At 65.2% G+C, this 23801-nt stretch carries 14 protein-coding genes; 8 read left to right on the top strand and 6 right to left on the bottom strand.

Going from position 1 to position 23801, the window contains the following annotated elements; genetic code table 11:
• Positions 1–292: 292 nt before the first annotated feature.
• Both ASG75_RS08895 and ASG75_RS08890 read left to right on the top strand, forming a co-directional pair.
• The gene (locus ASG75_RS08895; protein ID WP_056388058.1) at positions 293–3268 is read left to right on the top strand and encodes a TonB-dependent receptor; all 2976 of its coding nucleotides are present in this window, start codon (positions 293–295) and stop codon (positions 3266–3268) included.
• 25 nt (positions 3269–3293) lie between these two features.
• A complete protein-coding gene (locus ASG75_RS08890; RefSeq protein ID WP_235580178.1) occupies positions 3294–5177 on the top strand; it encodes a tetratricopeptide repeat-containing sulfotransferase family protein in 1884 nt (627 codons plus the stop codon).
• 11 nt (positions 5178–5188) lie between these two features.
• Here the strand turns inward: ASG75_RS08890 and ASG75_RS08885 are convergent, their stop codons facing one another.
• On the bottom strand, positions 5189–6835 hold the full coding sequence (locus ASG75_RS08885; RefSeq protein WP_082547543.1) for a sulfotransferase: 1647 nt from the start codon (positions 6833–6835) through the stop codon (positions 5189–5191).
• A gap of 79 nt (positions 6836–6914) precedes the next feature.
• On the bottom strand, positions 6915–8489 hold the full coding sequence (locus tag ASG75_RS08880) for a sulfotransferase (protein ID WP_056388056.1): 1575 nt from the start codon (positions 8487–8489) through the stop codon (positions 6915–6917).
• Positions 8490–8680: 191 nt separating this feature from the next.
• Between ASG75_RS08880 and ASG75_RS08875 the strand changes: the two genes are divergently transcribed.
• Positions 8681–10012, top strand: a complete 1332-nt coding sequence (locus ASG75_RS08875; protein WP_056388054.1) for an aspartyl/asparaginyl beta-hydroxylase domain-containing protein — start codon at positions 8681–8683, stop codon at positions 10010–10012.
• Positions 10013–10318: 306 nt separating this feature from the next.
• On the top strand, positions 10319–11872 hold the full coding sequence (locus ASG75_RS08870; protein ID WP_082547542.1) for a sulfotransferase: 1554 nt from the start codon (positions 10319–10321) through the stop codon (positions 11870–11872).
• 102 nt (positions 11873–11974) lie between these two features.
• Here ASG75_RS08870 and grxD read toward each other — a convergent pair whose 3' ends face one another.
• From grxD to ASG75_RS08850, 4 genes are all read right to left on the bottom strand, one after another.
• Positions 11975–12898, bottom strand: a complete 924-nt coding sequence (gene grxD, locus ASG75_RS08865) for a Grx4 family monothiol glutaredoxin (RefSeq protein ID WP_056388050.1) — start codon at positions 12896–12898, stop codon at positions 11975–11977.
• A gap of 81 nt (positions 12899–12979) precedes the next feature.
• Positions 12980–13852, bottom strand: coding sequence for a UDP-2,3-diacylglucosamine diphosphatase (locus tag ASG75_RS08860; RefSeq protein ID WP_056388048.1), 873 nt, complete (start codon positions 13850–13852; stop codon positions 12980–12982).
• A gap of 86 nt (positions 13853–13938) precedes the next feature.
• Positions 13939–14538: an SGNH/GDSL hydrolase family protein gene (locus ASG75_RS08855; protein ID WP_056388042.1), complete on the bottom strand. Its 600-nt coding sequence runs from the start codon at positions 14536–14538 to the stop codon at positions 13939–13941.
• 7 nt (positions 14539–14545) lie between these two features.
• Entirely contained in the window at positions 14546–15790 is a 1245-nt protein-coding gene (locus tag ASG75_RS08850) for an aminotransferase class I/II-fold pyridoxal phosphate-dependent enzyme (protein ID WP_056388040.1), read from the bottom strand.
• 171 nt (positions 15791–15961) lie between these two features.
• On the opposite strand from ASG75_RS08850, the gene rsgA reads away from it, so the two are divergent.
• From rsgA to aceE, 4 genes are all read left to right on the top strand, one after another.
• Positions 15962–17017 (top strand): ribosome small subunit-dependent GTPase A, encoded by a 1056-nt coding sequence (gene rsgA, locus ASG75_RS08845; RefSeq protein ID WP_056388037.1) that lies wholly within the window; start codon positions 15962–15964, stop codon positions 17015–17017.
• Between the two features lie 144 nt (positions 17018–17161).
• Entirely contained in the window at positions 17162–18445 is a 1284-nt protein-coding gene (locus tag ASG75_RS08840; RefSeq protein WP_056388035.1) for a flavohemoglobin expression-modulating QEGLA motif protein, read from the top strand.
• Positions 18446–18544: 99 nt separating this feature from the next.
• A complete protein-coding gene (locus tag ASG75_RS08835) occupies positions 18545–20836 on the top strand; it encodes an NADP-dependent malic enzyme (protein WP_056388030.1) in 2292 nt (763 codons plus the stop codon).
• A gap of 190 nt (positions 20837–21026) precedes the next feature.
• Complete coding sequence (gene aceE, locus ASG75_RS08830; protein ID WP_056388028.1) at positions 21027–23735, top strand: pyruvate dehydrogenase (acetyl-transferring), homodimeric type; 2709 nt, start codon at positions 21027–21029, stop codon at positions 23733–23735.
• Positions 23736–23801: the final 66 nt, after the last annotated feature.

Below are 23801 nucleotides of genomic sequence, written 5' to 3'. Positions count from 1 at the left end.
TATGTAAATGAGGCGTAATAAGTACGCCGTCAGACCGGGCCGGCCGCACGAAGTTCAATGACAGGGTTGGCACTGCGTCGTGGTATCCGAGGCAGGGCAACGGCAGTCGTGGACAGGCAGGTTACTGCGTGTTGACGGGCGTTGTTGCGTGTCGCGGTATCAACCCGGGCGAAAGTTCCGTGGGTTTCGAAGTTCATTAGTCCGAGAGGCCGTATTGAGGTTTTGAGCAAGGGTTTTCCGGCTCAAGGCCGTAGCCGATCGGAGAGTGTTAATTAATCGGGAGGGTGTTTTCATGAAACAACTTGGGGTCAAGAAACTTTCTTCGGCAGTTCGCCTGGCGCTCTCGCTGGGTGCTGTCATCGCGGTAGGCGCTTCGAGCGTGGCTTTCGCCCAGGATACGGGCAGCCAGGACGCGGCCAATCAGTCCAGCCAGGAAAAGGCAAAAACGCTGCAGACCGTCGTGGTCACCGGCTCGCACATCCGCCGCGTGGACCTGGAAACGTCTAACCCGGTCGTCACGATCGATGCGGCCGCTATCAAGGCGACCGGCAAGCTGACCTTGGGTGACGTGCTGCAGTCGCTGCCGGCAGTGACGGGTGGCAACATCAATCCGCAGGTCAACAACAGTGGCGGCACCGGTGGTTCTTCGATTGGCCTGCGCGGCTTGGGCGCCCAGCGGACCCTGCTGCTGATCAACGGCAAGCGCATCATCAACCAAGATCCGAACTCGATCCCGGCCGACATGATCGAGCGTGTCGAGGTGCTGACCGATGGCGCGTCCTCGGTGTACGGCTCCGATGCGATCGGCGGTGTGGTCAACTTCGTTCTGAAGAAGGATTATCAGGGCGCCCAGGTTTCGGTGAACTACGGTCAGTCCGACCATAACGACGGTGCCTCGCGTGGCGCCACGTTCACGTTCGGCCAGACCTCGGACAAGGGCAGCATCGTTGCAGGTATCGACTACAACAAGTCCGACGCGATCCTGGCCAGTAACCGCAAATTCTCGCAGAACGCGGTGTCGCTCTACGGCACCAAGAGCACCCCGGTCTCCAGCTCCATCGGTGGCTCGACCTTCATCGCCCACGGTCGCGTCCAGCTGCCGGCCGCTCTGCAGGCAAGCCTGGGTTGCAAGTACGGTGTGGCGAACGCCGGCGCCAGCGGTCAGAACCCGGCAACCGATTACCACTGCTTCACCAATGCCGATAAGTACAACTACGCGACGGTGAACCTGATCCAGACCCCGCAGGAGCGTACCAGCCTGTTCGTCAACGGCACCTATGACCTGGGTGAGCACGTGACCGCGTACATGGATGCGTACCACAACAAGACCACGTCGGGCTTCCAGTTGGCGCCGGCACTCTATGGCACCGCGTATGGTGCAGTGATCTCGAAGGACAGCTATTACAACCCGTTTGGCCAGGATTTCGTTCCTGGTGGCAACGATTTCCGCGTGCGTCTAGTCTCGGCCGGCAACCGCAGTGCCAACTTCGGCACTGCGACCGATCAGGCCCATGCCGGACTGAAGGGCGACTTCACCATCCTCGACCAAGCCTGGAACTGGGATGCAGGAATGAGCTATGGCCATTTCACGCAGAACCTGATTACCCGCGGCCTGCCGAACACGGACAAGATCAATGCCGATCTAGGGCCGTCCCATCTCGATCCGGTCACTGGCAAGGTGGTCTGCGATTCGGGCGCTGCCGGCTGCACCCCGTTCAATCCGTTCAACATGTTTGACCCGCAGTCGGTCGCTGCCCTGCAGGCCGCTGCCGTTCCCGCGATCAGCAACGCTCACCGCATCGAGAAGGTCTACTCGGTTGATGTCAATGGTGGCCTGTTCGACCTGCCCGCCGGTACCGTGCAGCTGGCAGCCGGTGCCGACTACCGCAAGGAGTACACCAACAGCACGGTCGACCCGTTGCTGTTGATCGATCCGGTCAGTCTGAATTGCACGCTGGGCAGCCAGTGCGCTTCGCCGCTGCAGGGTGGCTACAACGCGAAGGAAGTCTACGCCGAGATGTTCGTGCCGATCCTGAAGGATCTGCCGGGCGTGCAGAGCCTGAATGTCACGATCGGCGACCGTTATTCCAGGTTCAACCTGTTTGGCAGCAACAACAGCAAGAAATTCGCGGTGGAATATCGCCCGATCAACGACCTGCTGTTGCGTGCCACCGTGTCGGACGTGTTCCGCGCTCCGACCGTCCTCGACAAGTTCGGTGCAGCGGCGAGCGACGCACCGAAGCTCAGCAACGACCCCTGCAACGGCACCACTACAGCCGGCAACCCGGCTTGCGTGGGCGTGCCCACCGACGGCAGCTTCACCAACTCCGATGTGGCGGCCGGTCAGCAGATCAAGGGTGTGGTGTCCGGTGCCCAGTACGCGGGCATTCCGATTGGACCGGAGAAGGGCAAATCCTTCGACTGGGGCTTCGTCTACTCGCCGAGCTACGTCCCCGGCCTGTCCGCCAGCGTGGATATTTGGAAAATCTACCTGAACGACACCATCACCACCATTGGTGCGCAGACGGTGCTCAACCTGTGCTACGCCGGTGAAACCACGTACTGCCCGTTGATCAAGCGTTTCCCGACCGGTAACGTCAATGCCGGTCAGATCGACAACATCATCGAGCCGACCGGCAACCTCGGTCGCACCGATGCGGGTGGCGTGGATCTGTCGCTGCGCTACAAGCTGCCGCAGCTCCCCTTCGGCAACTTCACGATCGGCGTGGACGGCACCTACCTGTCGCGTTGGGATCAGCAGACGGCGCCGGGCAGCGATGCCAACGCGGTCTATCATGACGCCGGCCACTTCATGCCGTTCGGCTCGGCGCAGGCTGCTGCCTGCCCCAGCGGCGGTGGCGTGTGCCTGTTCCCTCGCTGGCGTGCGCAGGGGTTCCTGAACTGGAACCTGGGCAACTGGGATGCCTCCTGGCGCATGCGCTACATCGGTCGTTTCCAGAACGGCTCGAAGAGCCCGAGCCAGGATACGTTCCCGGGTGGCGTGTGCTACTACGAGGGCAAGCCGCAGGGTAATCACTGCAACGCAACCGGCCTGGTGCTGAAGTACGGCGCCACGGTCTACAACGACGTTTCGCTGGGTTACAACATCGATCCGTACAACACCCGCGTCGATTTCGGCGTGAACAACCTGTTCGACAAGCAGCCGCCGTTCCTGTATGCGAACAACACGCTGAATGCGAACACCGATCCGAGTGACTTCGACCTCATCGGCCGTTACTTCTGGGCTCGCGTGACAGTCAAGTTCTGATCGAATAACTTTCTGCAATAGTTGTATGTTGACGAGCCGCGCGAATCACTTCGCGCGGCTCCTTTTTTTCAAGACGGCCATGACGACACAAGAGAAACAGAAAATCCTTGCCGCGCTCCAGATAGGCCAGCTGGCCGAGGCGGAGCAGCTCGCCCGGTTTCAGCTGAAACACCAGCAGGGAGATGAAGACGTACTGTTTCTGCTGGCGCTGAGCCTGCAACAGCAGCAGAAATTCCAGGAAGCCTTGCCGGTATACGCGGAACTGGCGCGACTGTTTCCGGGAAGCAGTTTGCATGTGGGCAACCATGCCACCGCCTTGCGTGATGCCGGCGCCCTGGAGGAGGCTGAGGAGACGTATCGTGTTTCGCTGCGGCTGGATCCGACAAATACCGAACAGATGCTCAATCTAGGCATGCTGCAGTTGCAGCAGCACCATTTCGTCGAAGCGCGCGAGACCTTGCTTGATGCCTTTGCGATCGAGCCACAGACTGCGTCGATCCGAATCCATGCCGCGCGTGCCTGCGCCGCATGCAGAGATGATCAACGGGTCGACGAATTGCTTAGGCCATGGCGTAGTTGGCTACCCCTGGAGCCGGAGGAGCAGTTCGAACTGGCTACGTTGCAACTGATGCTGGGCGATGCCAATTCGGTGCAGGCACTGCTTGAGGACCTGCTCATGCGGGCGCCCTCCCACCTGCAGGCACAACTGTTGCTGGCGAGTGTCTACGAGAGGATAAACAAGCTGGATCTGGCGGAAGCAAAGTTGAAGGAGATCGAAGTCGGGCAGCACGCTTCCGATGATACGGTGCGCATCGAAATCGCACATCAGCGCGCCTCACTCGCGGTGCGCAAGGGCGACATCGCTGCTGCACGAACCTGGCTCGAGCGTGCGGGACCGCGCAACCCGGACGACTACACCCATTATTTCATGCTGGCGGGTGCCTGCGACAAACTCGGCGATCTTCCCGGCGCGCTGCGGGCGCTGGAGTCGGCGCATGCGCTGCAGACAAAGGAAATGCGCGTGGTGGTGCCGGATCGTTTTACAGCGGATACCCCCGTCATTCCGACCGCGGTAGGCCGGGTGACTGCGCAGGATTACGGCGCATGGCCGACGCTCAGTGCTCCCGATGCGTCGCATTCTCCCGTCTTTATTGTCGGATTCCCCCGTTCCGGGACAACTTTGCTGGAACAGATGCTGGACGCCCATCCGAAGCTGCAGTCGATGGACGAACGGCCGTTCTTCAACGTCCTGGTCGATCGTCTGGACAACCACGAGTTTCAGTTTCCACGGGACATGCACAAGCTCGACCAGCGCGACTGTGACGAGCTGCGCAAGGCCTATGTGAGCATGGTGTGCACCAAGGTCCCGCGGCGATGGGACACGCAACTGGTGGACAAGAATCCGCTCAACATGCTGTGGCTGCCGATGATTCATCGACTCTTCCCGAAGGCGAAGATCATTCTTGCATTGCGCCACCCCTGTGACGTGTTGTTGAGCAATTACATGCAGAATTTTCGTTCAACCGTGCTGGCGATGGCCTGTGAATCGCTGCCGCAGCTGGCCAGAGCCTACGTCGCCGCGATGGAGTGTTGGCTGGATCACGTCGAAGTGTTCAAGCCCGACGTCTTTGTCTCGCGGTACGAGGAATTGGTCGCCGACACGGTAGGGCAGACCCGCAAGATCGCGGAGTTCCTCGGCCTCGAAGATGCCTCGGCGATGCTGAATTTCGATCAGCATGCGCGCGACAAGGGGTATATCGCCACACCGAGTTACACCCAGGTGATCGTGCCGGTGAACCGCAAGGGACTCGACCGATGGGTTCGCTATCGGGAAGCGCTGGCGCCGGCCTTGCCCATCCTGCAGCCCATGCTCGATCACTGGGGCTATTCGGTGGGTACACCTGCTTGATGTCTGGTCGGTCAGTTGTCCGGAAACTGCAACAACTCGGGCACGTGCGCGGCGTAATTTTCCCATCGTCGCAACGACCGCGTGTTGATTGGCTGCCGAGCCTGCCACAGGCTGGCGGTGCTGATGATGGCGCTGTTGTCGGCGTCACTGGAAAGCAGATCATGTGCTGGCAGTCCCAACCAGTCCATCAGGACGCTCAGGACGCTCGTCGGGTCCGATACCAGGTGTTCGTACCCGATCGTGCGGATGGCATCGGGATAGCGCGTCAGCCAATGTTTCATCAGTCGGCGTGAGCCCTGGATCGCGGCGCCGATGTCGGTGAAGTCATAGGCGAAATCCTGCGCTCCGGCCTGGAACGACTGCGTCCACAGTGAAAGCGCATTGTCACGCGCGTGACGTTTGCAATAGAGAAAGCGGGCATTCGGAAACAAGCTCAGGATCAGGTCGACGTGCATGAAGTTGTGCGGCTGCTTGTCCAGCATCCAGTGCGCGCTTGAATTATCTTGACGCAATTGAGCTGCATAGGTTGCGGCCGCCTGCTGGAGTCGATCGCGATATTCGCCGTTGCCGGTGACGACCTGTTCGGCGAGCACGGGGAGCCAGGGCAGCTCGCCACGCTGGCAGACGTCGGGATGTCGGGCCAGCCGATCGGCTAGCAGGGTAGTGCCTGAACGGGGCAAGCCGATAATGAACACAGGCGTCCAGTCCGTGGGCGCAGCGAGCTGTTCGGCCGGCAGGATGCGGCTGATTCTTGCCTCAATGCTTCGCCGCCATTGCTTGCGCGGCCAGCGTGTAGCGGCGTGGACGATAGTGTTTGCCTGGCGCAGATAGTCGGCGGCCTGGGCATAGTCACCGATGTCATCGTGCGCCTTGCCCAGTCCGAACAGCAGTGAGGCACGCGCCGATTCGCTGAGGTCGGTTAACGTAAGGTATTGGCGCAATCGGGCGAAGTCGGGGTGATTGCCGTCCGCGTAGCGCTGCAGGCCGGTCAAGCCCAGTGGCACTTGCCATTCCAGTCCGGCCAGGCCGTGATCGAGTACATATTCCTGCCTTGTGCGGGCGAGCTCGAACTGACCCAGCTGGGTCAGCAGCATGCCCGCATAGGCATGCAGGCGAGGATCGCCGGACCCGGCGGCGATTTCGTGTTCGCATAACGCTGCCGCTTCGCGTTTGCGACCGCAGTCATCGAGCAGTTCGACGCCACGGATCACCAACTCGGGATCATGCCGCTCGCGATGAAAGCCGGCCCTGACCACGGTCGCGACGGCATGCATGCGTCCCTGCCCTTTCAGCAGTCGCGCCAACTGGAAGGTTGCGGCAAGATGGTCCGGGTCGTCGTCAAGCACGCTGCGCAGCAGTGATTCTGCTCGTGCGTCGGCTCCTTGTTGAAACATGATGCCGGCCAGCGCCAGTCGCACTTCGGAGGATGCCGGGAAATGCTCCAATGCAGCCTCGAGTACGGCCGCCGTAGCCTCGGCATCATTGCGAAGAATCAGCGCCTGGGCGCATTCCAGCCAAGCCGCCTCTGGCGCATTGGCGAGAGCGTCGGCCAGCACGGTTTGCGCGCGGCTGCCGGCGAGGCGCTGGCGATCGTACGCAGCCAGGGCAAGATCGGTCTGATGGAGCTGGCCGGAAGTGTTTTCAGCGGAATGGTTCATTGTACGGCGACCTTACGATGCACGGACACCGGTGTCGAATCCGGCCAGGTGCATTCCGGCGCGGTCGCGTCTCGCACCGTCAGTCGCCCCATGCAGGCAAACCCAGCGCGGTACGCAGCGGATCAAGCAGGGCGCCGTAACGAGGCGCCCTGGCGGTGTTCGACATTAGCGGTTGGCGTACCTGGGTTGCACTGGGCGAACGCACCTCGCGGGCGTTCTCGTGGAACCGCAGGCAGGCTTCCTCGAACGGCAGGTCGCAGAACTCCAGCAACTGGCGAATGCGAGTGGCCGGGTCCGCCAGCATGGCCTCGTAATCGTGGACGAGCACGCGCGAGGGATGCAGATTCTGCCAGTGCCTCAAGCTGCGGTCGCAGTCTCGCCAGAAGCTCGCGAGATCGTCGAAGTTTCGCGTGTATTCATTGTTGTCGAGGCGCTGTCGGTAGCACGAGAAGCAGGTTTCCAACGGGTCGCGGCGACAGCCGATGATGCGTGCACCCGGCAGCATCGCCCGAATCGCTCCGAGATAGATCCAGTTGCCCGGCAGTTTGTCGGTGAAGCGCGGCTGCCCTTTCCGCCAGTAGGCAGTGCGTTCGAGGTAACGCTGGCCCAGCCGCTCCCAGTCAGTTGGCTGCATGGCGCTGACCCACTGCGGAAAGTGCTGGCCGCGACGCCGCGACTCTTCAGCCAATACCTGCGGCAGGTCGGGCAGCTCACCGGCGCCGTTCACCAACGAATGCGACGCCAGTATTTGCTCGACCAGAGTCGAGCCGGAGCGTGGCAGGCCGACGATGAAGATGACCTCCTCGCCCAAGCCTCCCGGCGCACTCACAGGCGGCGGCGTAAAAACCGCATTCAGCGAAGAAACCGCCATCGAGTAACCCTCGCGATTCCAAGTCTGGCGGCGTCGCGCAATCGTGTTGGCGGTGGCCAGTGCCGCGAGCGATTCGGCATATTGCCCGGTATCGTCATATGCCTTGGCTAGGGCGAAGCCGATCGCCATGAGATCGTCGTCGGTTGCCTGCGGTTCGCGCAGCGCCTGCTGCATTTGCTCGATATCCTGTTCGTCAAGGCGCAGCGTTCTGAGGTCGGCCAGCCCCCACCACGCCATACCGGCCCGGGGCTGCTCCGCGATTACCCGGCGATACTCCGTGGCGGCCCGTTCGGTTTCGCCGCGCATGCGCAGCATGTCGGCCAACAGGGCTCGTGCGGACATGTGATTGGGGGCGATCGCCACGGCCTGCTGCAGCGCATGCAGTGCCTCCTCATTGCGTACCGAACGCACGAGCATCACGCCCAGGTTGTACCAGGCCATGGCCATGTCCGGCTGCAGCTCGCAGGTGCGTCGCAGGGCGGTGATGGCGGCATCGTATTCGCCGGCCTGGCCGAGCAGCGTGCCCAGGGTGTTGTGATAAGCGGGATCGTCGGGTCGCTGTGCCAGCGCACGGCGCATCGTGCGGACCGACTCCTGGTGATGACCTTGCATGCCCTGGATGCCGGCCAGCATGCGTAGCACCTCCGGGTGGTCAGGATGCAGCGCCGTGACGTTGGCCAGATAGAGGCTGGCCTGGTCGACGCGGCCTGCATCCAATGCCTGCCCCGCCGCCGCCACCTGTTGCGCGGCAGCCAATGTCAATCCATCGAGGCGTGTAGTCATTCTTCACTCCGGGTTGCCGATGGTGGCACCATGGCAGCTGTTTCGATACGTCGCATTCCGACCGGGTGCAGTGTCGCTTGTGGCGTGGCACGTCGACGGCGGCATCGCGTGAACGCGTATTATGCCTTCGTGCCCGGCGGCAGACGCAGCAAGGTGCCGGTACCAGTCAACGAGAGGATGAAACGGGAAAGATGAACGACTTGCAGCAGACAACCTCCGAGACCTACCGGTCGACGGCACTGGAACATCTGCGTCGTGGCGAGCCCGATCCGGCCGAGCAGTGTTTTGCCCGTCTTCTCGCCATCGCGCCGGAAGACGTGCAGGCGCTGCAGTTTCTGGCCGATCGGCATTTTTCCCGTGGTGACCACACGCAAGCGATCAGACTTTTGTGCGATGCCGATCGGGTCAGACCGGACGATCCGGTCGTTCTGAGCCAGCTCGGTTCGGTCCAGCTGGCAGCGGGCGATTTCAACGCCGCGGCGGTCAGTCTCGAAAAGGCCCTTGCGCACACACCGCAAGCCTTCGTCACGCGCCTGCAGCTGGGCATCGCGCTGGAACAGCTGGGGCATGCGCATGAAGCGCTGCTGGCCTACTTCATCGCAGTACGAACGGCGCAACTGCACGGGCGCTGGCTCGACGATACCACCACCGCGCCGGCGCTTCGTGTCTTGGTCAAGCACGCCATGAACTACGCCAACGAGGGGCGCAAGCGGTTGTTCAACGAGGTGCTGGCTCCGCTGCGCCAACGCTACGGCCGGTCCGAGCTGGCACGGGTGGAGCACTGCCTGGCCATCTATCTGGGTGAACAACCGAAGAGCATTCCGGATCAGCGCCAGAAGCCGAAGTTCCTGTACTTTCCCGACATTCCCAGCCGGCCGTTCTATCCGCGCGATCGGTTTCCCTGGCTGGAGGCGCTGGAGGCTGCGACCGGCGCTGTGCGCGAGGAGCTGCGCGCGGTGCTGTCGAAGGATCGTCAACTGGAGCCATTCCTTGGCGTGCAGTCTCCCGCAGAAGCCAGGGAGATGCTGCGTTCCTCCAATGAGCGGGCCGCCGTCTGGGACGCGTATTTTTTCTACCGTCACGGCAAGCGTTACGACGCCCACTGCGCAGCCTGTCCGCAGACGACGAGCGTGCTCGATACCCTGCCACTGGTTCGTATCCGCGATCATGCACCGGAAACACTTTTCTCCGTATTGAGTCCAGGCGCCCATATCTTGCCGCACACCGGCGTCACCAATACGCGTCTGGTGACTCATCTTCCGCTGATCGTTCCGGCCGATTGCGCCATTCGCGTGGGTGGCGAGAACCACGTGTGGCAGGAAGGTCATTGCGTCACCTTCGACGACACCTTTGAACACGAGGCATGGAACCGCAGCGACGAAACCCGGGTTGTACTCATCCTGGATAGCTGGAACCCGGATCTCAGCGAGGCCGAACGCCTTGCGGTGACGGATCTGGTGGAGGCGATTGGCGATTTCAGCCAGTCGGCTGAGCCTGTCCCGAAATCCCGTGGAGCGGACTGAGCGATGTGGAACAGTTCGAATTATTCAGGGTTGGGATAGTCCAGGGGGTGAAATGGAGCCATGGTCGAACACGCCAAACTTCGATGTGGCCCCCTCGGTTTGTCCCGGCCGGTATTCGGGCGACGGGCTCGCCTCTGGCTGGAAGAGGCCCAGACTGGCGCGTCGAAGTTCAGCCGTGAGAGCATGATGATCCATCGATGACGAACGCATATGCACAGATGCGCTTCTTGCATTCCGTTCGGGTCATTGGCCAACTCAATGCTGCTTCGCCTTGATTCGTGACAGCAATCGCCGGCGCAATCCAAGATGTCTGATGCAACAACCAAGTACTGGGATCGAGCTCAACGCTATCTGCTCAGTGGCCAGAAAATGGCGGCGCGCATTGCTCTGGAGTCATTGCTCCAGCGTAATCAGGTACATGTCCCTTCGATGTTGGCTCTTCACGCCATTGCATTGGAAGATGGTCGCGTGCAAGCGGCGACCACGCTGGCACTGACCGCCGTGAATCATATGCAGGACGACCCCGTGATGATCGTGGATGTCGTGGATGCTCTGCTGCAGGTTGGTGAAACGGTGGTGGCGCGGGACGCCTTGGATCATGATGCCCTTGCGCGGGTCAATGATGTGGCCATGCTTGCCCGGCTGGCAAAGCTTCGCCGCATTCTTGGCGACCATGAAGGATCACTGGCGTTGCTGAATCGGGCTGACGCTGCGGGCATGAACAGCCCCGAGTTCAGATTCGATCGCGCACATGCGCTGATCTTCAATGGGCATCTGCAGGAGGGCGAGGCCGAACTGGAGGCGAGCCTTCGTCTGAGGCCGCTGGACGGCATGACGACACTCTCCCTAGCCAGAGTGCGCAAGCAGACCGCCGAGCGCAATCACCTGGATCGACTGAGGCTGCAATTGCAGCAGGTAGCCTCGGGGGGCGACGACGAGGCGATCCTGCTGTTTGCGCTCTACAAGGAGCTGGAAGATCTCGGTCGCCATGACGAGGCGTGGAATGCACTGGAACGCGCAAATGCAACCATGTATGCGCGCCAGGACCATGATCCCGATTATGCGTGGCACTTGTTCAATGGTCTGATCGAACGCTGCACCCCGGAATTCCTGCAGCCTGCGGAGGTGGTTCACGAGGGGCCGCAACCCATTTTCATCATCGGCATGCCCCGCTCCGGGACGACCCTGATGGAGCGCGTGATCAGCAACCACTCGCAGGTGACATCGGCAGGCGAGCTCTACGATTTCGGGATGCAGCTTCGTTGGGCGGCCGACAACCAAAGCATCCTGGACGAATGCGTCGTGGAGCGATTGCCCGGACTGGACTATGTGGACATCGGGCGACGTTACCTGAGCCGGACCCAATGGCGGGCCCGTGGCGCCCGCTTTTTCGTCGACAAGATGCCGCGTAACTGGATGCTTGCCGGGATGATCCATCGGGCATTGCCGCAGGCGCGGATACTCAGCATGGTTCGCGATCCCATGGATGTCTGCTTTTCCAATTTCCGTACCTGGGTCATGGGCGAATCGTTTCCGTGGAACTATGACTTGCAGGCTCTTGCAGCTCATTACCTGCAATACCGGAAGGTGCTGGCCCATTGGCATGCGACGATGCCAGGGGTCATCCATGACGTGTCGTACAGTGAACTCGTCAGGGACCCGGAAACAACCACTCGCAAGGCGCTTGCATTCTGTGGTCTGGAGTGGGAGCCGGGCTGTGTGGATATCACAAGCAACAAGGCGGTGGTCGCGACCCTCAGCGCCGCCCAGGTCCGCGAGCCGATCCACCAGCGATTTTTCCAGGAGTGGCGGCACTATGAGAAGCAACTGCAGTCACTTTACGAGGCGGTCGCCCTCTGACGAGGGAAGAGGTCCTCGTTCGATTGTCATGACCATACCGGGATTCGACAGGTCGACGCGCTTCGCAGGCTCCCTGCGTCGACCATCTCACCGGTCTATCGCTCAGTAGCGCGGCACGCCTGAATCCACTTCGCTGGCCCACGCGTCCATGCCGCCTTCCACGTTGTGGATGTTGCTGAAGCCGTGTGCGGCGAAGCGTTCGGCCATGGCGCGGCTGGACATGCCGTGGTGGCAGATGAAGGCCAGCGCGGTGTCTTTCGGCAGGTTGGCCAGGCTCTCGTAGCCTTCATCCTCCAGCACCCGCGCCGGCGCCAGCGGCGCAGCTTGGGCGCGGCCGGCGGCGGGGCGCACGTCGATCAGGGTGATGTCGTTGGCGGCCAGCCGCTGCTTCAGCTGCTGCACGCTGAGCGACCTGATCTCGGTGGCGCCGGGGAATTTCAGGCTCAGGCCCTCGCCCTGCACGGTGGACACCCAGTCGATCACGATGCCCTTCGCACGCTGTGCGCTGGCCGGGTCGAAGTGCACTTCGAGGCCGTTCGCGTGGGCCACGATGTCGTGCTCGCCAGCCGGCGCCAGCTGGAAGCCGGCGCTGTGGTCGGGGCCGATCTCCAGGTGCAGCGCCACGCCCTGCGCGTTCGCGGTGCCCTGGCGGATCGCCTCGGCGGCGGCGTCGGTGATGGTGATTTCCGGCGGGGTGCGGTCCGGCGCGGCAATCCCGAACAGCTGGTGCAGTTCGCCGCTGCCGTACATCTGGCGGATGATGTCGGCGCCGCCGACCAGTTCGCCTTCCACGTACAGCTGCGGGATCGTGGGCCATTCGCCGTAGGCCTTGATGCCTTCGCGGATTTCCGGATCGTCCAGCACGTTGACCGTGTGGTATTCGGGCAGCAATTCATTGAGCGTGTTGGTGGCCGCGGCGGAGAAGCCGCACATCGGCTGCTGGCGGTTGCCCTTCATGAACAGCACCACGCGGTGGTCCTTGAGCAGGGTTTTGATACGTTCGCGGGTGGGGGCGTCGAGAGACATGGGGAACTCCGGCAAAGAAGGCTTCAATGATACGCCGTCCGATATGCGGGGGACTTGCCGGCCTTCAAGGCTGCTCCCCGCTCAGGCGGCCCGGTGCAGCTCGCCCAGCTGGCGCCGGCGGGCGCCCAGCGGCGCCAGCGCCAGCACCGCGGCGGGCGAGGGCCAGACCAGCTCGCGGCTGGCGCGACCCAGCGCGGTGGACTGCTCGCTCCAGTGGATCAGTTCCATCGCGCCGGTGTGGTCTTCGACCAGCGCAGTGCAATGTTCGACCCAGTCGCCGTCGTTGAGATAGAGCACGCCGGCCAGCTCGCGCACGTGGCCGAAGTGGATGTGCCCACAGATGTGGCCGTCGAAGCCGCGTTCGCGCGCGTCCGCGGCGACGCGTTGCTCGTACGCGCGGATGTACGCCAGCGCCCTGCCGATGTGCGACTTGAGGATGATCGACAGCGGCAGGTACGGCAGCTGCAGCCGTCGCCGCATCGCATGCAGCCGGCGATTGCTCCAGCAGATGAGGCGATGCATCGCCTCGCCGAACTGCAGCATCCAGCGGCGGCCGATACGGCCTCGATCAAGCTCGCATGGATCGAACTCGTCGCCGTGGCTGACCCGGTAGCGGCGACCATCGGCGCCTACGTGCACGGCATCCAGCGCGATCCGCACGCCGCCGAAGTTCTGCCCGTGCAGGCCGCGCATGGGCGCGTCGTGGTTGCCGGGGATGTAGACGACGTCGACGCCGCGGCGCGCCAGTTGCAGTATCTCGGCGATCACTGCACTGTGTTCGGCATGCCACCAGTGGCGCCGGGACAGCGCCTCCAGGTCGACGATGTCGCCGACCAGATAGAGCTTCTCGCAGCGCAGCTGGCGCAGGAAGTCGAGCAGGTAGGCGGCCTTGCAGTCCGGCGTGCCCAGATGCACGTCGGAGATGAAGGCGCTGCGGCAGTGCAAGCTGGTCATGGCCGGTCCCCGGTGGTTGCCCGGGGCGCCAGTGTGCTGACGTCACGTCACCGTGCGATGGCGAACAGGTTGCAGCGCGATTGCGGTCAGCAGCGGAGTGCCGCGCGCACCGCCGGTTCGATCGCTTCCACCCACAAGGCGTGCTGCGCCGCGGAAGGATGCAGGCCGTCGTCGGCGAGCAGCTCGGGATGCCGGCGCGAGATGCCGGTGATGTCGACGAAGCCAGCGCCGGCGCGTTCGGTTTCCGCGCGGGCCAGCGCGTTGTAGGCGTCCAGCTCGGCGGCAATGCGCGCGCGGTCGCGCCCTTGTTCGCGGGCGAAGCGGGTGACGCCCCAGTCCGGGATCGACGCCACCACCACGCGGGCGGCACGGTCGCCGGCCAGCGCGATCGCGCGGTCCAGCAGGCCGACGAACTGTGCGCGGTAGTCGCTGGCCGGGCGGCCGCGGTACTGGTTGTTCACGCCGATCTGCAGCGTCACCAGATCGTAGGGCGGCAGCAGTGCCGCGGCATCCATGCCTTGCGCCAGTTCGTCGGTGGTCCAGCCGGTGACGGCGACGATCTGCGGCTCGTCGATCGGCATGCCGCCATGGTGCAGGCGCTGCGCCAGCACGGCCGGCCAGCGCTCGCGCGCCGCCACCGCCTCGCCGATGGTGTAGGAGTCGCCGAGGGCGAGCCAGGTCGACATGGCGAGGTCAGGCCACCGCGGAAGTAGCTGACGCCTGTTCCTGCGTCATGCGCGCCAGCACCCGCTCGATTCGCACGAACACCTCGCGCAACTGCGCGGGCGGCGGCAGCAGGGTCAGCCGGAAGTGGCGGCTGCGCGGCACGTTGAAGCTGCTGCCGGGCACCACGAGGACGGATTCCTCCTCCAGCAGGCGCAGCGCAAAGGCCTCGTCGTCGAAGCTGGCGAGACGGTCGGCACGCACCTGCGGGAACGCGTACAGCGCGCCCTCCGGGGCCACCAGTTCCAGGTAGTCGCTGGCGGCGACGCCTTCCAGCACGACCCGGCGCGCCTCGTGCAGGCGCCCGCCGGGCGCGGTCAGCGTGCCGATCGTCGGCGCGTCCTGCAGCGCCGGCAGCACCGCCCATTGCGCGGTGACGTTTGCGCACAGGCGCAGCGCGGCCAGCAACTGCAACGCATCGCGATAGGCCGCGCTGCGCGCGGGATCGCCGGACAGGCTCATCCAGCCGACCCGGTAGCCGCAGGCGCGGTGCACCTTGGACAAGCCGCCGAAGCTGAGGCAGGGCCACTCGCCGGCTACTTCGGCCAGCGGCTGGAAGGTGGCGCCGTCGTACAGGATCTCGTCGTAGATTTCGTCGGACAGCAGTAGCAGGCGGTGCCTTGCCGCGATCGTCACCAGCCGTTCCAGCAGCGCGCGCGGGTAGACCGCGCCGGTGGGGTTGTTCGGGTTGATCAGCACCACGGCGCGAGTGCGCGGCGTGATCAGCGCCTCGATTTCGTCCGGATCGGGCAGGTGGCCGTGGCGGGAGAGGCAGCGGTAGTAGCGCGGCTGGCCGCCGTTGAGGATGGTGGCGGCACTCCACAACGGGTAGTCCGGGCTCGGCAGCAGCACTTCGTCGCCGGCCTGCAGCAGGGCGCGCAGCGACAGGTCGATCAGCTCGCTGACGCCGTTGCCGATGAAGATGCGCTCGGGCTCGGCGCCCTGGGCGCCACGCGCGCGCTGCTGCGCGGCAATCGCCTCGCGGGCCAGTTCCAGGCCTTGTTCGTGGCCGTAGGCCTCGCTCTCGTGCAGGTGGCCGGCGATCGCCTCGCGCAGGTGTGCCGGCGCCGCGAAGCCGTAGCGACCGGGGTTGCCGATGTTGAGCTTGATGATGTCGAGGCCGGCAGCCTCCAGCTCGCGCGCGCGCCGGGTCAGCGCGCCGCGGATTTCGTAGCGCACGTCCGCCAGGTGCGCACTGGGTGTGATCGAGGCCAACGCCGGTGTCCTTGGGCAGGTTGAGGTCGACCGGCGACCATGCCGCCGGCGGCTTGATGCTAGCAGTGTGGTGCAGTGCAGCGCGAGCGCCATTTGGGCCGGATTCCGGTTCATCGTCGGGCAATCTTCAGGCAAGGCATAATCACCGAACCGAGCCGACCGAACTTCCCCATGAGCGATGCCGAAACGATCGAACGCCTGCGCAGCATCGGCTGGCGTGGTGATGCGCTGCCGGCCGCCGGTTTGCGCCTGGCGCGGGTGGTGGCCCAGCATCGCGCCGGCTATGAACTGCACGACGGCGGCACGCTGTTCGGCGCGCAGCCGGACGGGCGCTTCCTCAAGCGCGGCGTCGACGCGGCCGAGCGGCCGGTGGTCGGCGATTTCGTCGAGGTCGAGGCGGGCAAGCCGCCGCACATCGTCAACGTGCTGGCGCGGCGCACGGTGCTGTCGCGCGCGGCGGCCGGCGAGCGCTACGAGCGGCAGCTGATCGCCACCAACATCGACTACGTGCTGGTACTGACCGGACTGGATGGCGACTTCAACCCGGCGCGGATCGAGCGCTACCTGTCGCTGACCGAGGACTCCGGCGCGCAGCCGGTGGTGCTGCTGAGCAAGCTGGACACGCGCGAGGACGCCGCGGCACAGGTCGCGGCGCTGCGTGCGCGGCTGCCCGCCGCGACGCCGATCCATGCACTGAACGGCAAGGACCCGGCCAGCGTGGCGCAACTGGCGGCGTACCTGCAGCCGGGCGACAGCGCGGTGCTGGTCGGCTCCTCCGGCGCGGGCAAGTCGACCCTGACCAACACCCTGCTCGGCACGGCACGCATGGCCACCGCCGAAGTGCGCAGCCACGACAGCCGCGGTCGCCACACCACCACCCATCGCGCGTTGTTGCAGCTGCCCAGCGGCGGCTGCCTGATCGACACGCCGGGGATGCGCGAGCTGAAGCTCACCGGCGAGGAAAACCTCGACCTGTTCGCCGACATCGAGGTACTGGCCGAGCAGTGCCGTTTCGCCGATTGCGGCCACGGCAGCGAGCCGGGCTGCGCGGTGCAGGTGGCGCTCGACAGTGGCGAGCTGGCGCCCGGGCGCTGGCGCAATTTCCTCAAGCTGCACGACGAGCGCGAGGAGCAGGCGGCAACGCTGGAAGCGCGCCTGCGTCGCCAGCGCGGCGGCCGGCCGATCGAACGACCGCACGGGCATCGCGGGCAGCGCGAGCGGGACTGAACCGGCGCGCTCCGGCTTGCGCACGAGGCGCGTCAAAGCATCTAGTATCGCGGCATCGTCGTCGCGGAGCGCAGGCATGCGTCGGTTGTCGTCGTCATATTCCGAGCCGGGCGGTCGTACCGGCTCGTCGTGCGGGGCCGCGCAATGAACGCGTCGGACGGTACCGTCGCGCCCGCGCTGCGGCGTTATGCCGCGCTCGACCAGCGCCTGCTGGCGGCGGTGCGCGGCATCCACATCCTGCCCACGGTGGCGTGGCCGGCGTCGCTGGAAAGCCGCATGATCGAGGCCTACGGCAAGGGCCGCTTCGCTCTGCCGGACGTGAGCTACGTGCGGCCGGACCTGTCCGCGGCGCGCGCCGAGCTGGCGGCGATCGAGGCGGCCGCGGGCGAGGGGCCGGAGATCGACCCGCTGGACGACTACCTGCGCCGCACCGCCGAATCCTGGCGCATTGCCGCCGAGATGCTGGAATCGGTCGGCACGGCCGGCGTCACCGCGCCGTCGATCGCGCTGTATGGACGTCCGGACGACATGATCCCCGGCAGCCGGCGCAGCAACCTCGATGCGGCGCGCTACTTCGTCGAATTGTCCGACGAGCTGGGCGCCGACCTGCTGGCCGACGACAGCTGCGTGAACGTGCCGGCCGACGTGCTGCGCAGCGACCTGGCCACCACCCTGGACGCATTCTTCGGTGCCGGCACGATCAACGTCGAGGTCGATCCCGAGCTGACCGCCAAGGCGGCCGCCGGCGCCACCCGCATCCGCCTGCGCGGCGGTGCCAGCTTCAGCGAATACGATCGCCACCAGCTGCTGGCGCACGAGGCGTTCGTGCATTCGCTGACCGCGTTGAACGGCCGCCGGCAACCGCTGCTGGCCTCGCTGGCGCGCACCTCGCCGCGGGTCACCGCGACCCAGGAAGGGCTGGCGGTGTTCGCCGAACTGATGTCCGGTGCGATCGACATCACCCGGCTCAAGCGCATCAGCCTGCGCATCCTGGCGATCGACATGGCGCTCAACGGCGCCGATTTTGTCGAGGTCTACAAGTACTTCAGCGCCTGCGGGCAGAGCGCGGCGGACAGCTTCCATTCGGCCCAGCGCGTGTTTCGCGGCGTGCCGCTGGGCGGCGGCGCGGCGTTCGCCAAGGACAACGTCTACCTGTCCGGCCTGCTCACCGTGCACACGTTCTTCCGCCTGGCGTTGAAGCAGCGGCGGATGGATCTGCTGCGCCACCTGTTCGCCGGCAAGCTGACCCTGCACGACGTGGTCGCGTTGCAGCCGCACTTCGAATCCGGCGCGATCCTGCCGCCGCGCTGGCTGCCGCCGTGGATGCAGCACGTGCATGGGCTGGCCGGCAAGCTGGCGTTCTCGGTCTTCATCAACGGCATCCAGTTGAACCGGGTGCATGGCGACGACTTGCTGGCGAGTGTCTAGGGCCGCCGCCCCGGGCCGGTCGGGGCCGCCCCGGTGCTAACATCACGGGAAGCCATCCGCGCTGGCGGACGACTTCCCTTCACCGATAAAACGTATCCAATGAGCCTCCCCGAAGAACTGCGCCTTGCTGCCCTCGAATACCACCGCCTGCCGCGCCCCGGCAAGATCAAGGTCACCCCGACCACCTCGCTGCTGACCCAGCGCGACCTGTCGCTGGCGTATTCGCCCGGCGTGGCCGCGGCCTGCGATGCGATCGTCGAGGACCCGACCACGGCCGCCGAGTACACCGCGCGTTCCAACCTGGTCGCGGTGATCACCAACGGCACCGCGGTGCTCGGCCTGGGCAACATCGGGCCGCTGGCGGCCAAGCCGGTGATGGAAGGCAAGGGCGTGCTGTTCCAGAAGTTCGCCGGCATCGACGTGTTCGACATCGAGATCGACGAGAACGACCCGGACAAGCTGGTCGACATCATCGCCAGCCTGGAGCCCACCTTCGGCGGCATCAACCTGGAAGACATCAAGGCGCCGGAGTGCTTCATCGTCGAGCGCAAGCTGCGCGAGCGGATGAAGATCCCGGTATTCCACGACGACCAGCACGGCACCTCGATCATCGTCGGCGCGGCGCTGCTGAACGCGCTGGTGGTGGTCGGCAAGAAGATCGAGGACATTCGCGTGGCCACTACCGGCGCCGGCGCCGCGGGCATTTCCTGCCTCGACATGCTGGTGGCGCTGGGCGTGAAGCCCGAGCACATCCTGGCGTTCGACCGCCACGGCGTGCTGCACAACGAGCGCACCGACCTCGATCCGGACAAGCAGCGTTACGCGCGCGACACCAAGGCACGCACGTTGGCCGAGATCGTCGAGGGCGCGGACGTGTTCCTCGGCCTGTCCGCCGGCGGCATCCTGAAGCCGGAGATGGTTGCCACGATGGCCGCGCGGCCGGTCATCTTCGCGCTGGCCAACCCGAACCCGGAGATCACCCCGGAAGAGGCGAAGGCGGTGCGGCCGGACTGCATCATGGCCACCGGCCGTTCGGATTACCCGAACCAGGTCAACAACGCGCTGTGCTTCCCGTACCTGTTCCGCGGCGCGCTGGACGTGGGCGCCACGGTGATCAACGAGCCGATGAAGATCGCCTGCGTCAAGGCGATCGCAGCGCTGGCGCGGCGCGAGTCGTCCGACGTCAGCGCGCGCGCCTACGGCGGCAAGCCGCCCAGCTTCGGCCCGGACTACCTGATCCCGCAGCCGTTCGATCCGCGCCTGTTGCTGCAGCTGCCGCCGGCGGTGGCGCAGGCGGCGATGGACTCGGGCGTGGCGACGCGGCCGATGGCCGATTTCGCCGTCTACAACGACCAGCTGACCAGCTTCGTGTTCCGCACCGGCCTGCTGATGAAGCCGGTGTTCGAGCGGGCCAAGTCCGCGCCGTGCCGGCTGGTGTATGCCGAGGGCGAGGAAGAGACCGTGCTGCGCGCGGTGCAGGTGGTGGTCGACGAAGGCCTGGCCAAACCCATCCTGATCGGCCGTCCGGAAGTGATCGAGAAGCGCATCAAGCGCGCCGGCCTGCGCATCAGGCTGGGCGTGGACGTCGAGATCTGCAACATCAACTCCGACCCGCGCTTCGACGACTACTGGCAGCACTACCACCGCCTGATGCAGCGCCGCGGGGTGACTCCGTCGATGGCCAAGGCGGTGGTGCGCTCGCGGCCCACCGCGATCGCCGCGCTGATGGTCGAGCGCGGCGAAGCCGACGCGATGATCTGCGGCCTGGTCGGCCAGTACCAGGGCAAGCTGCGCTACATCCGCGACATCATCGGCCTGGACGCCGGCGTGGTCGAACCGTCGGCGATGGCCGCGGTGGCCACCGACAAGGGCACGTTCTTCTACCTCGATACGCATGTGCAGGACGATCCCTGCCCCGAGCAGATCGCCGAGGCGACCTTGCAGGCATCGATCCGGCTGAAGCTGTTCGGCATCACGCCGAAGATCGCGCTGCTGTCCGGCGGCAACTTCGGCAGCCGCGACACCTGCGGCGCGAAGAAGATGCGCAAGGCGCTGGAGCTGATCCGCGCCCGCGCGCCGCGGCTGGAAGTGGAGGGCGAGATGCAGGCCGACGTGGCGCTGACCCCGGCGCTGCGCGAGAAGCTGTTCCCGAACTCGCGACTGGAAGGCAAGGCGAACGTGTTCGTATTCCCCAACCTGGACGCGGCCAACATCGCCTACAACATGACCCGCATGCTCAGCGACGGCGTGGTGATCGGGCCGATCCTGATGGGCGTGGCCAAGCCGGCGCACATCCTGATGCCGCAGTCGACCGTGCGCCGGGTGGTGAACATGAGCGCGGTGGCCTGCGTCGAGGCGCAGATCCGCGCGACGAACCGCCCGCAAGGCTGATCGCCCGGCCGTCCCGAGCGGGGCGGCCGCCCCGGCGCTTTTGGCCCCGCTGCCGTGCGCCGCCGCATGGAATCTGCATTGGCGACCCCCGGGCCCAACGGCTAGACTTGGACGTTGATCCCGTCGCAATCCCCCGGCGGCGGGTACCCCCTCAAGCATGAGCGCTGCAACGGCGCTGCGGAGAATCTTCATGGATCAGCTCGACGACATCCTCAACCAGGACATCGACCCCACCGAAACCCGGGAGTGGATCGACTCGCTCGACGCGGTGATCCATCACGACGGCACCGAACGCGCGCATTTCCTGCTGGAGAAGATGGTCGACACCACCCGCCGTTCGGGTGGCTACCTGCCGTTCAACCCGACCACCGAATACGTCAACACGATTGCGCCGAGCCAGGAGGCGAAATGCCCCGGCGACGCGGCGATGGAATGGCGCATCCGCTCGCTGATCCGCTGGAACGCGATGGCGATGGTGGTGCGCGCGAACCGCAAGCCGGGTGAGCTGGGCGGGCACATCGCCAGCTTCGCCTCCAGCGCCACGCTGTACGACGTGGGCTTCAACCATTTCTGGCGCGCGCCGAGCGCCGATCACCCGGGCGACCTGATCCTGCACCAGGGCCACTCCAGCCCGGGCATCTACGCGCGCTCGTTCCTCGAAGGCCGCCTGGCCGAGGACCAGCTCGACCTATTCCGCACGGAAGTGGCCGGCCACGGTCGCGCGCTGTCGTCGTACCCGCACCCGTGGCTGATGCCGGACTACTGGCAGGTGCCGACGGTGTCGATGGGCCTGGGTCCGATCCAGGCGATCTACCAGGCGCAGTTCTTCAAGTACCTGGAGCACCGCGGGCTGGTGCCGAAGAGCGACCGCAAGGTCTGGTGCTTCATGGGCGACGGCGAGTGCGACGAGCCGGAGTCGCTCGGTGCGATCTCGCTGGCCGGCCGCGAGGGACTGGACAACCTGATCTTCGTGATCAACTGCAACCTGCAGCGCCTGGACGGTCCGGTGCGCGGCAACGGCAAGATCATCCAGGAACTGGAAGGCGTGTTCCGCGGCGCCGGCTGGAACGCGCTCAAAGTGGTCTGGGGCAGCTACTGGGATCCGCTCCTGGCGCGCGACAGCAAGGGCGTGCTGCGCAAGCTGATGATGGAAACCGTCGACGGCGAGTACCAGGCGTGCAAGGCGTTCGGCGGCGCGTATACGCGCGAGCACTTCTTCGGCAAATACCCGGAGACGCGCGAGATGGTCGCCAACTTGAGCGACGACGACATCTGGCGGTTGAACCGCGGCGGCCATGATCCGCACAAGGTCTACGCGGCCTACCACACGGCGGTGAACACCAAGGGCATGCCCACGGTGATCCTGGCCAAGACGGTCAAGGGCTACGGCATGGGCGCGGCCGGCGAGTCGCAGAACCCGACCCACCAGCAGAAGAAGCTGGACGACGAGTCGGTGCGGCATTTCCGCGACCGCTTCCAGATCCCGATTGCCGACGACAAGCTGCACGACGTGCCGTACTACCACCCGGGCAAGGACTCGCCGGAAGTGCGGTACATGCTGGAGCGCCGCCAGGCGCTCGGCGGCGCGTTGCCACAGCGCCGGCGCAAGGCCGAGGCGAAGCTGAAGGCGCCCGAGCTGGCCGCGTTCGAGCAGATCACCAAGGGCACCGGCGAGCGCGAGATCTCCACCACGATGGCGCTGGTGCGCGGCATCAACCTGCTGCTGCGCGACAAGCAGCTGGGCGAGCGGATCGTGCCGATCGTCGCCGACGAGGCGCGCACGTTCGGCATGGAGGGCATGTTCCGCCAGATCGGCATCTACGCGCCGTTCGGCCAGAAGTACAAGCCGCAGGATTCCGACCAGCTGCTGTACTACCGCGAGGACCAGAAGGGCCAGGTGCTGCAGCAGGGCATCAGCGAGGCCGGCGGCATGGCCTCGTGGATGGCCGCGGCGACCAGCTACTCGGTCAGCAACCAGGCGATGCTGCCGTTCTTCATCTACTACTCGATGTTCGGCTTCCAGCGCATCGGCGACCTGTGCTGGGCCGCCGGCGACATGCGCTCGCGCGGCTTCCTGGTCGGCGGCACCTCGGGTCGCACCACGCTGAACGGCGAGGGCCTGCAGCACGAGGACGGCCACTCGCACCTGATGGCCGGCGCGATCCCGAACGTGAAGTCGTACGACCCGACCTTCTCGTACGAAGTGGCGGTGATCCTGCAGGACGGCGTGCGCCGGATGATGCAGGAGCAGGAAGACATCTACTACTACGTCACCGTGATGAACGAGAACTACAGCCACCCCGACCTGCCCAAGTCTGATAAGAGCGGGGGCGTCGAGGAAGGCATCATCAAGGGCATGTACCTGTTCAAGGATGGCGGCAAGCCCAAGAAGGGCGAGCCGCGCGTGCAACTGCTGGGTTCCGGCACCATCCTGCGCGAGGTGATCGCGGCGGCCGAGTTGCTGGAGAAGGATTTCGGCGTGAAGTCCGACGTCTGGTCCTGCCCCAGCTTCATCGAACTGCGTCGCGACGGTTTCGACGCCGAACGCTGGAACCGCCTGCATCCGGAAGCGGAGCAGCGCGTGCCGTACGTCACCGGCCTGCTCGACGGTCGCTCCGGTCCGGCGATCGCCGCCACCGACTACGTGCGCGAATACGCCGACCAGATCCGCGCGTTCCTGCCCGACGGCATGCGTTACACCGTGCTCGGCACTGACGGCTTCGGCCGCTCGGACACGCGCGCGCATCTGCGCGACTTCTTCGAGGTGGACCGCTACTGGATTGCGCATGCGGCGCTGGCCGCCTTGGCGAAGGACGGCAAGATGAACGCGAAGGACGTCAGCCGCGCGATCAAGGAATACAAGCTCGATCCGGATCGGCCCAACCCGCTTGGCCAGTAGGCACCAGGTCACAACACGCAACGAGAACCCCGCTTCGGCGGGGTTTTTTATGCGCGCGAACGGTTT

The organism is Rhodanobacter sp. Soil772 (genome assembly GCF_001428385.1).
In the GTDB taxonomy this organism is placed as follows: domain Bacteria; phylum Pseudomonadota; class Gammaproteobacteria; order Xanthomonadales; family Rhodanobacteraceae; genus Rhodanobacter.
The sequence above is the reverse complement of the archived record's forward strand: the minus strand, read 5'-3'. Positions and strand labels throughout refer to the sequence as shown.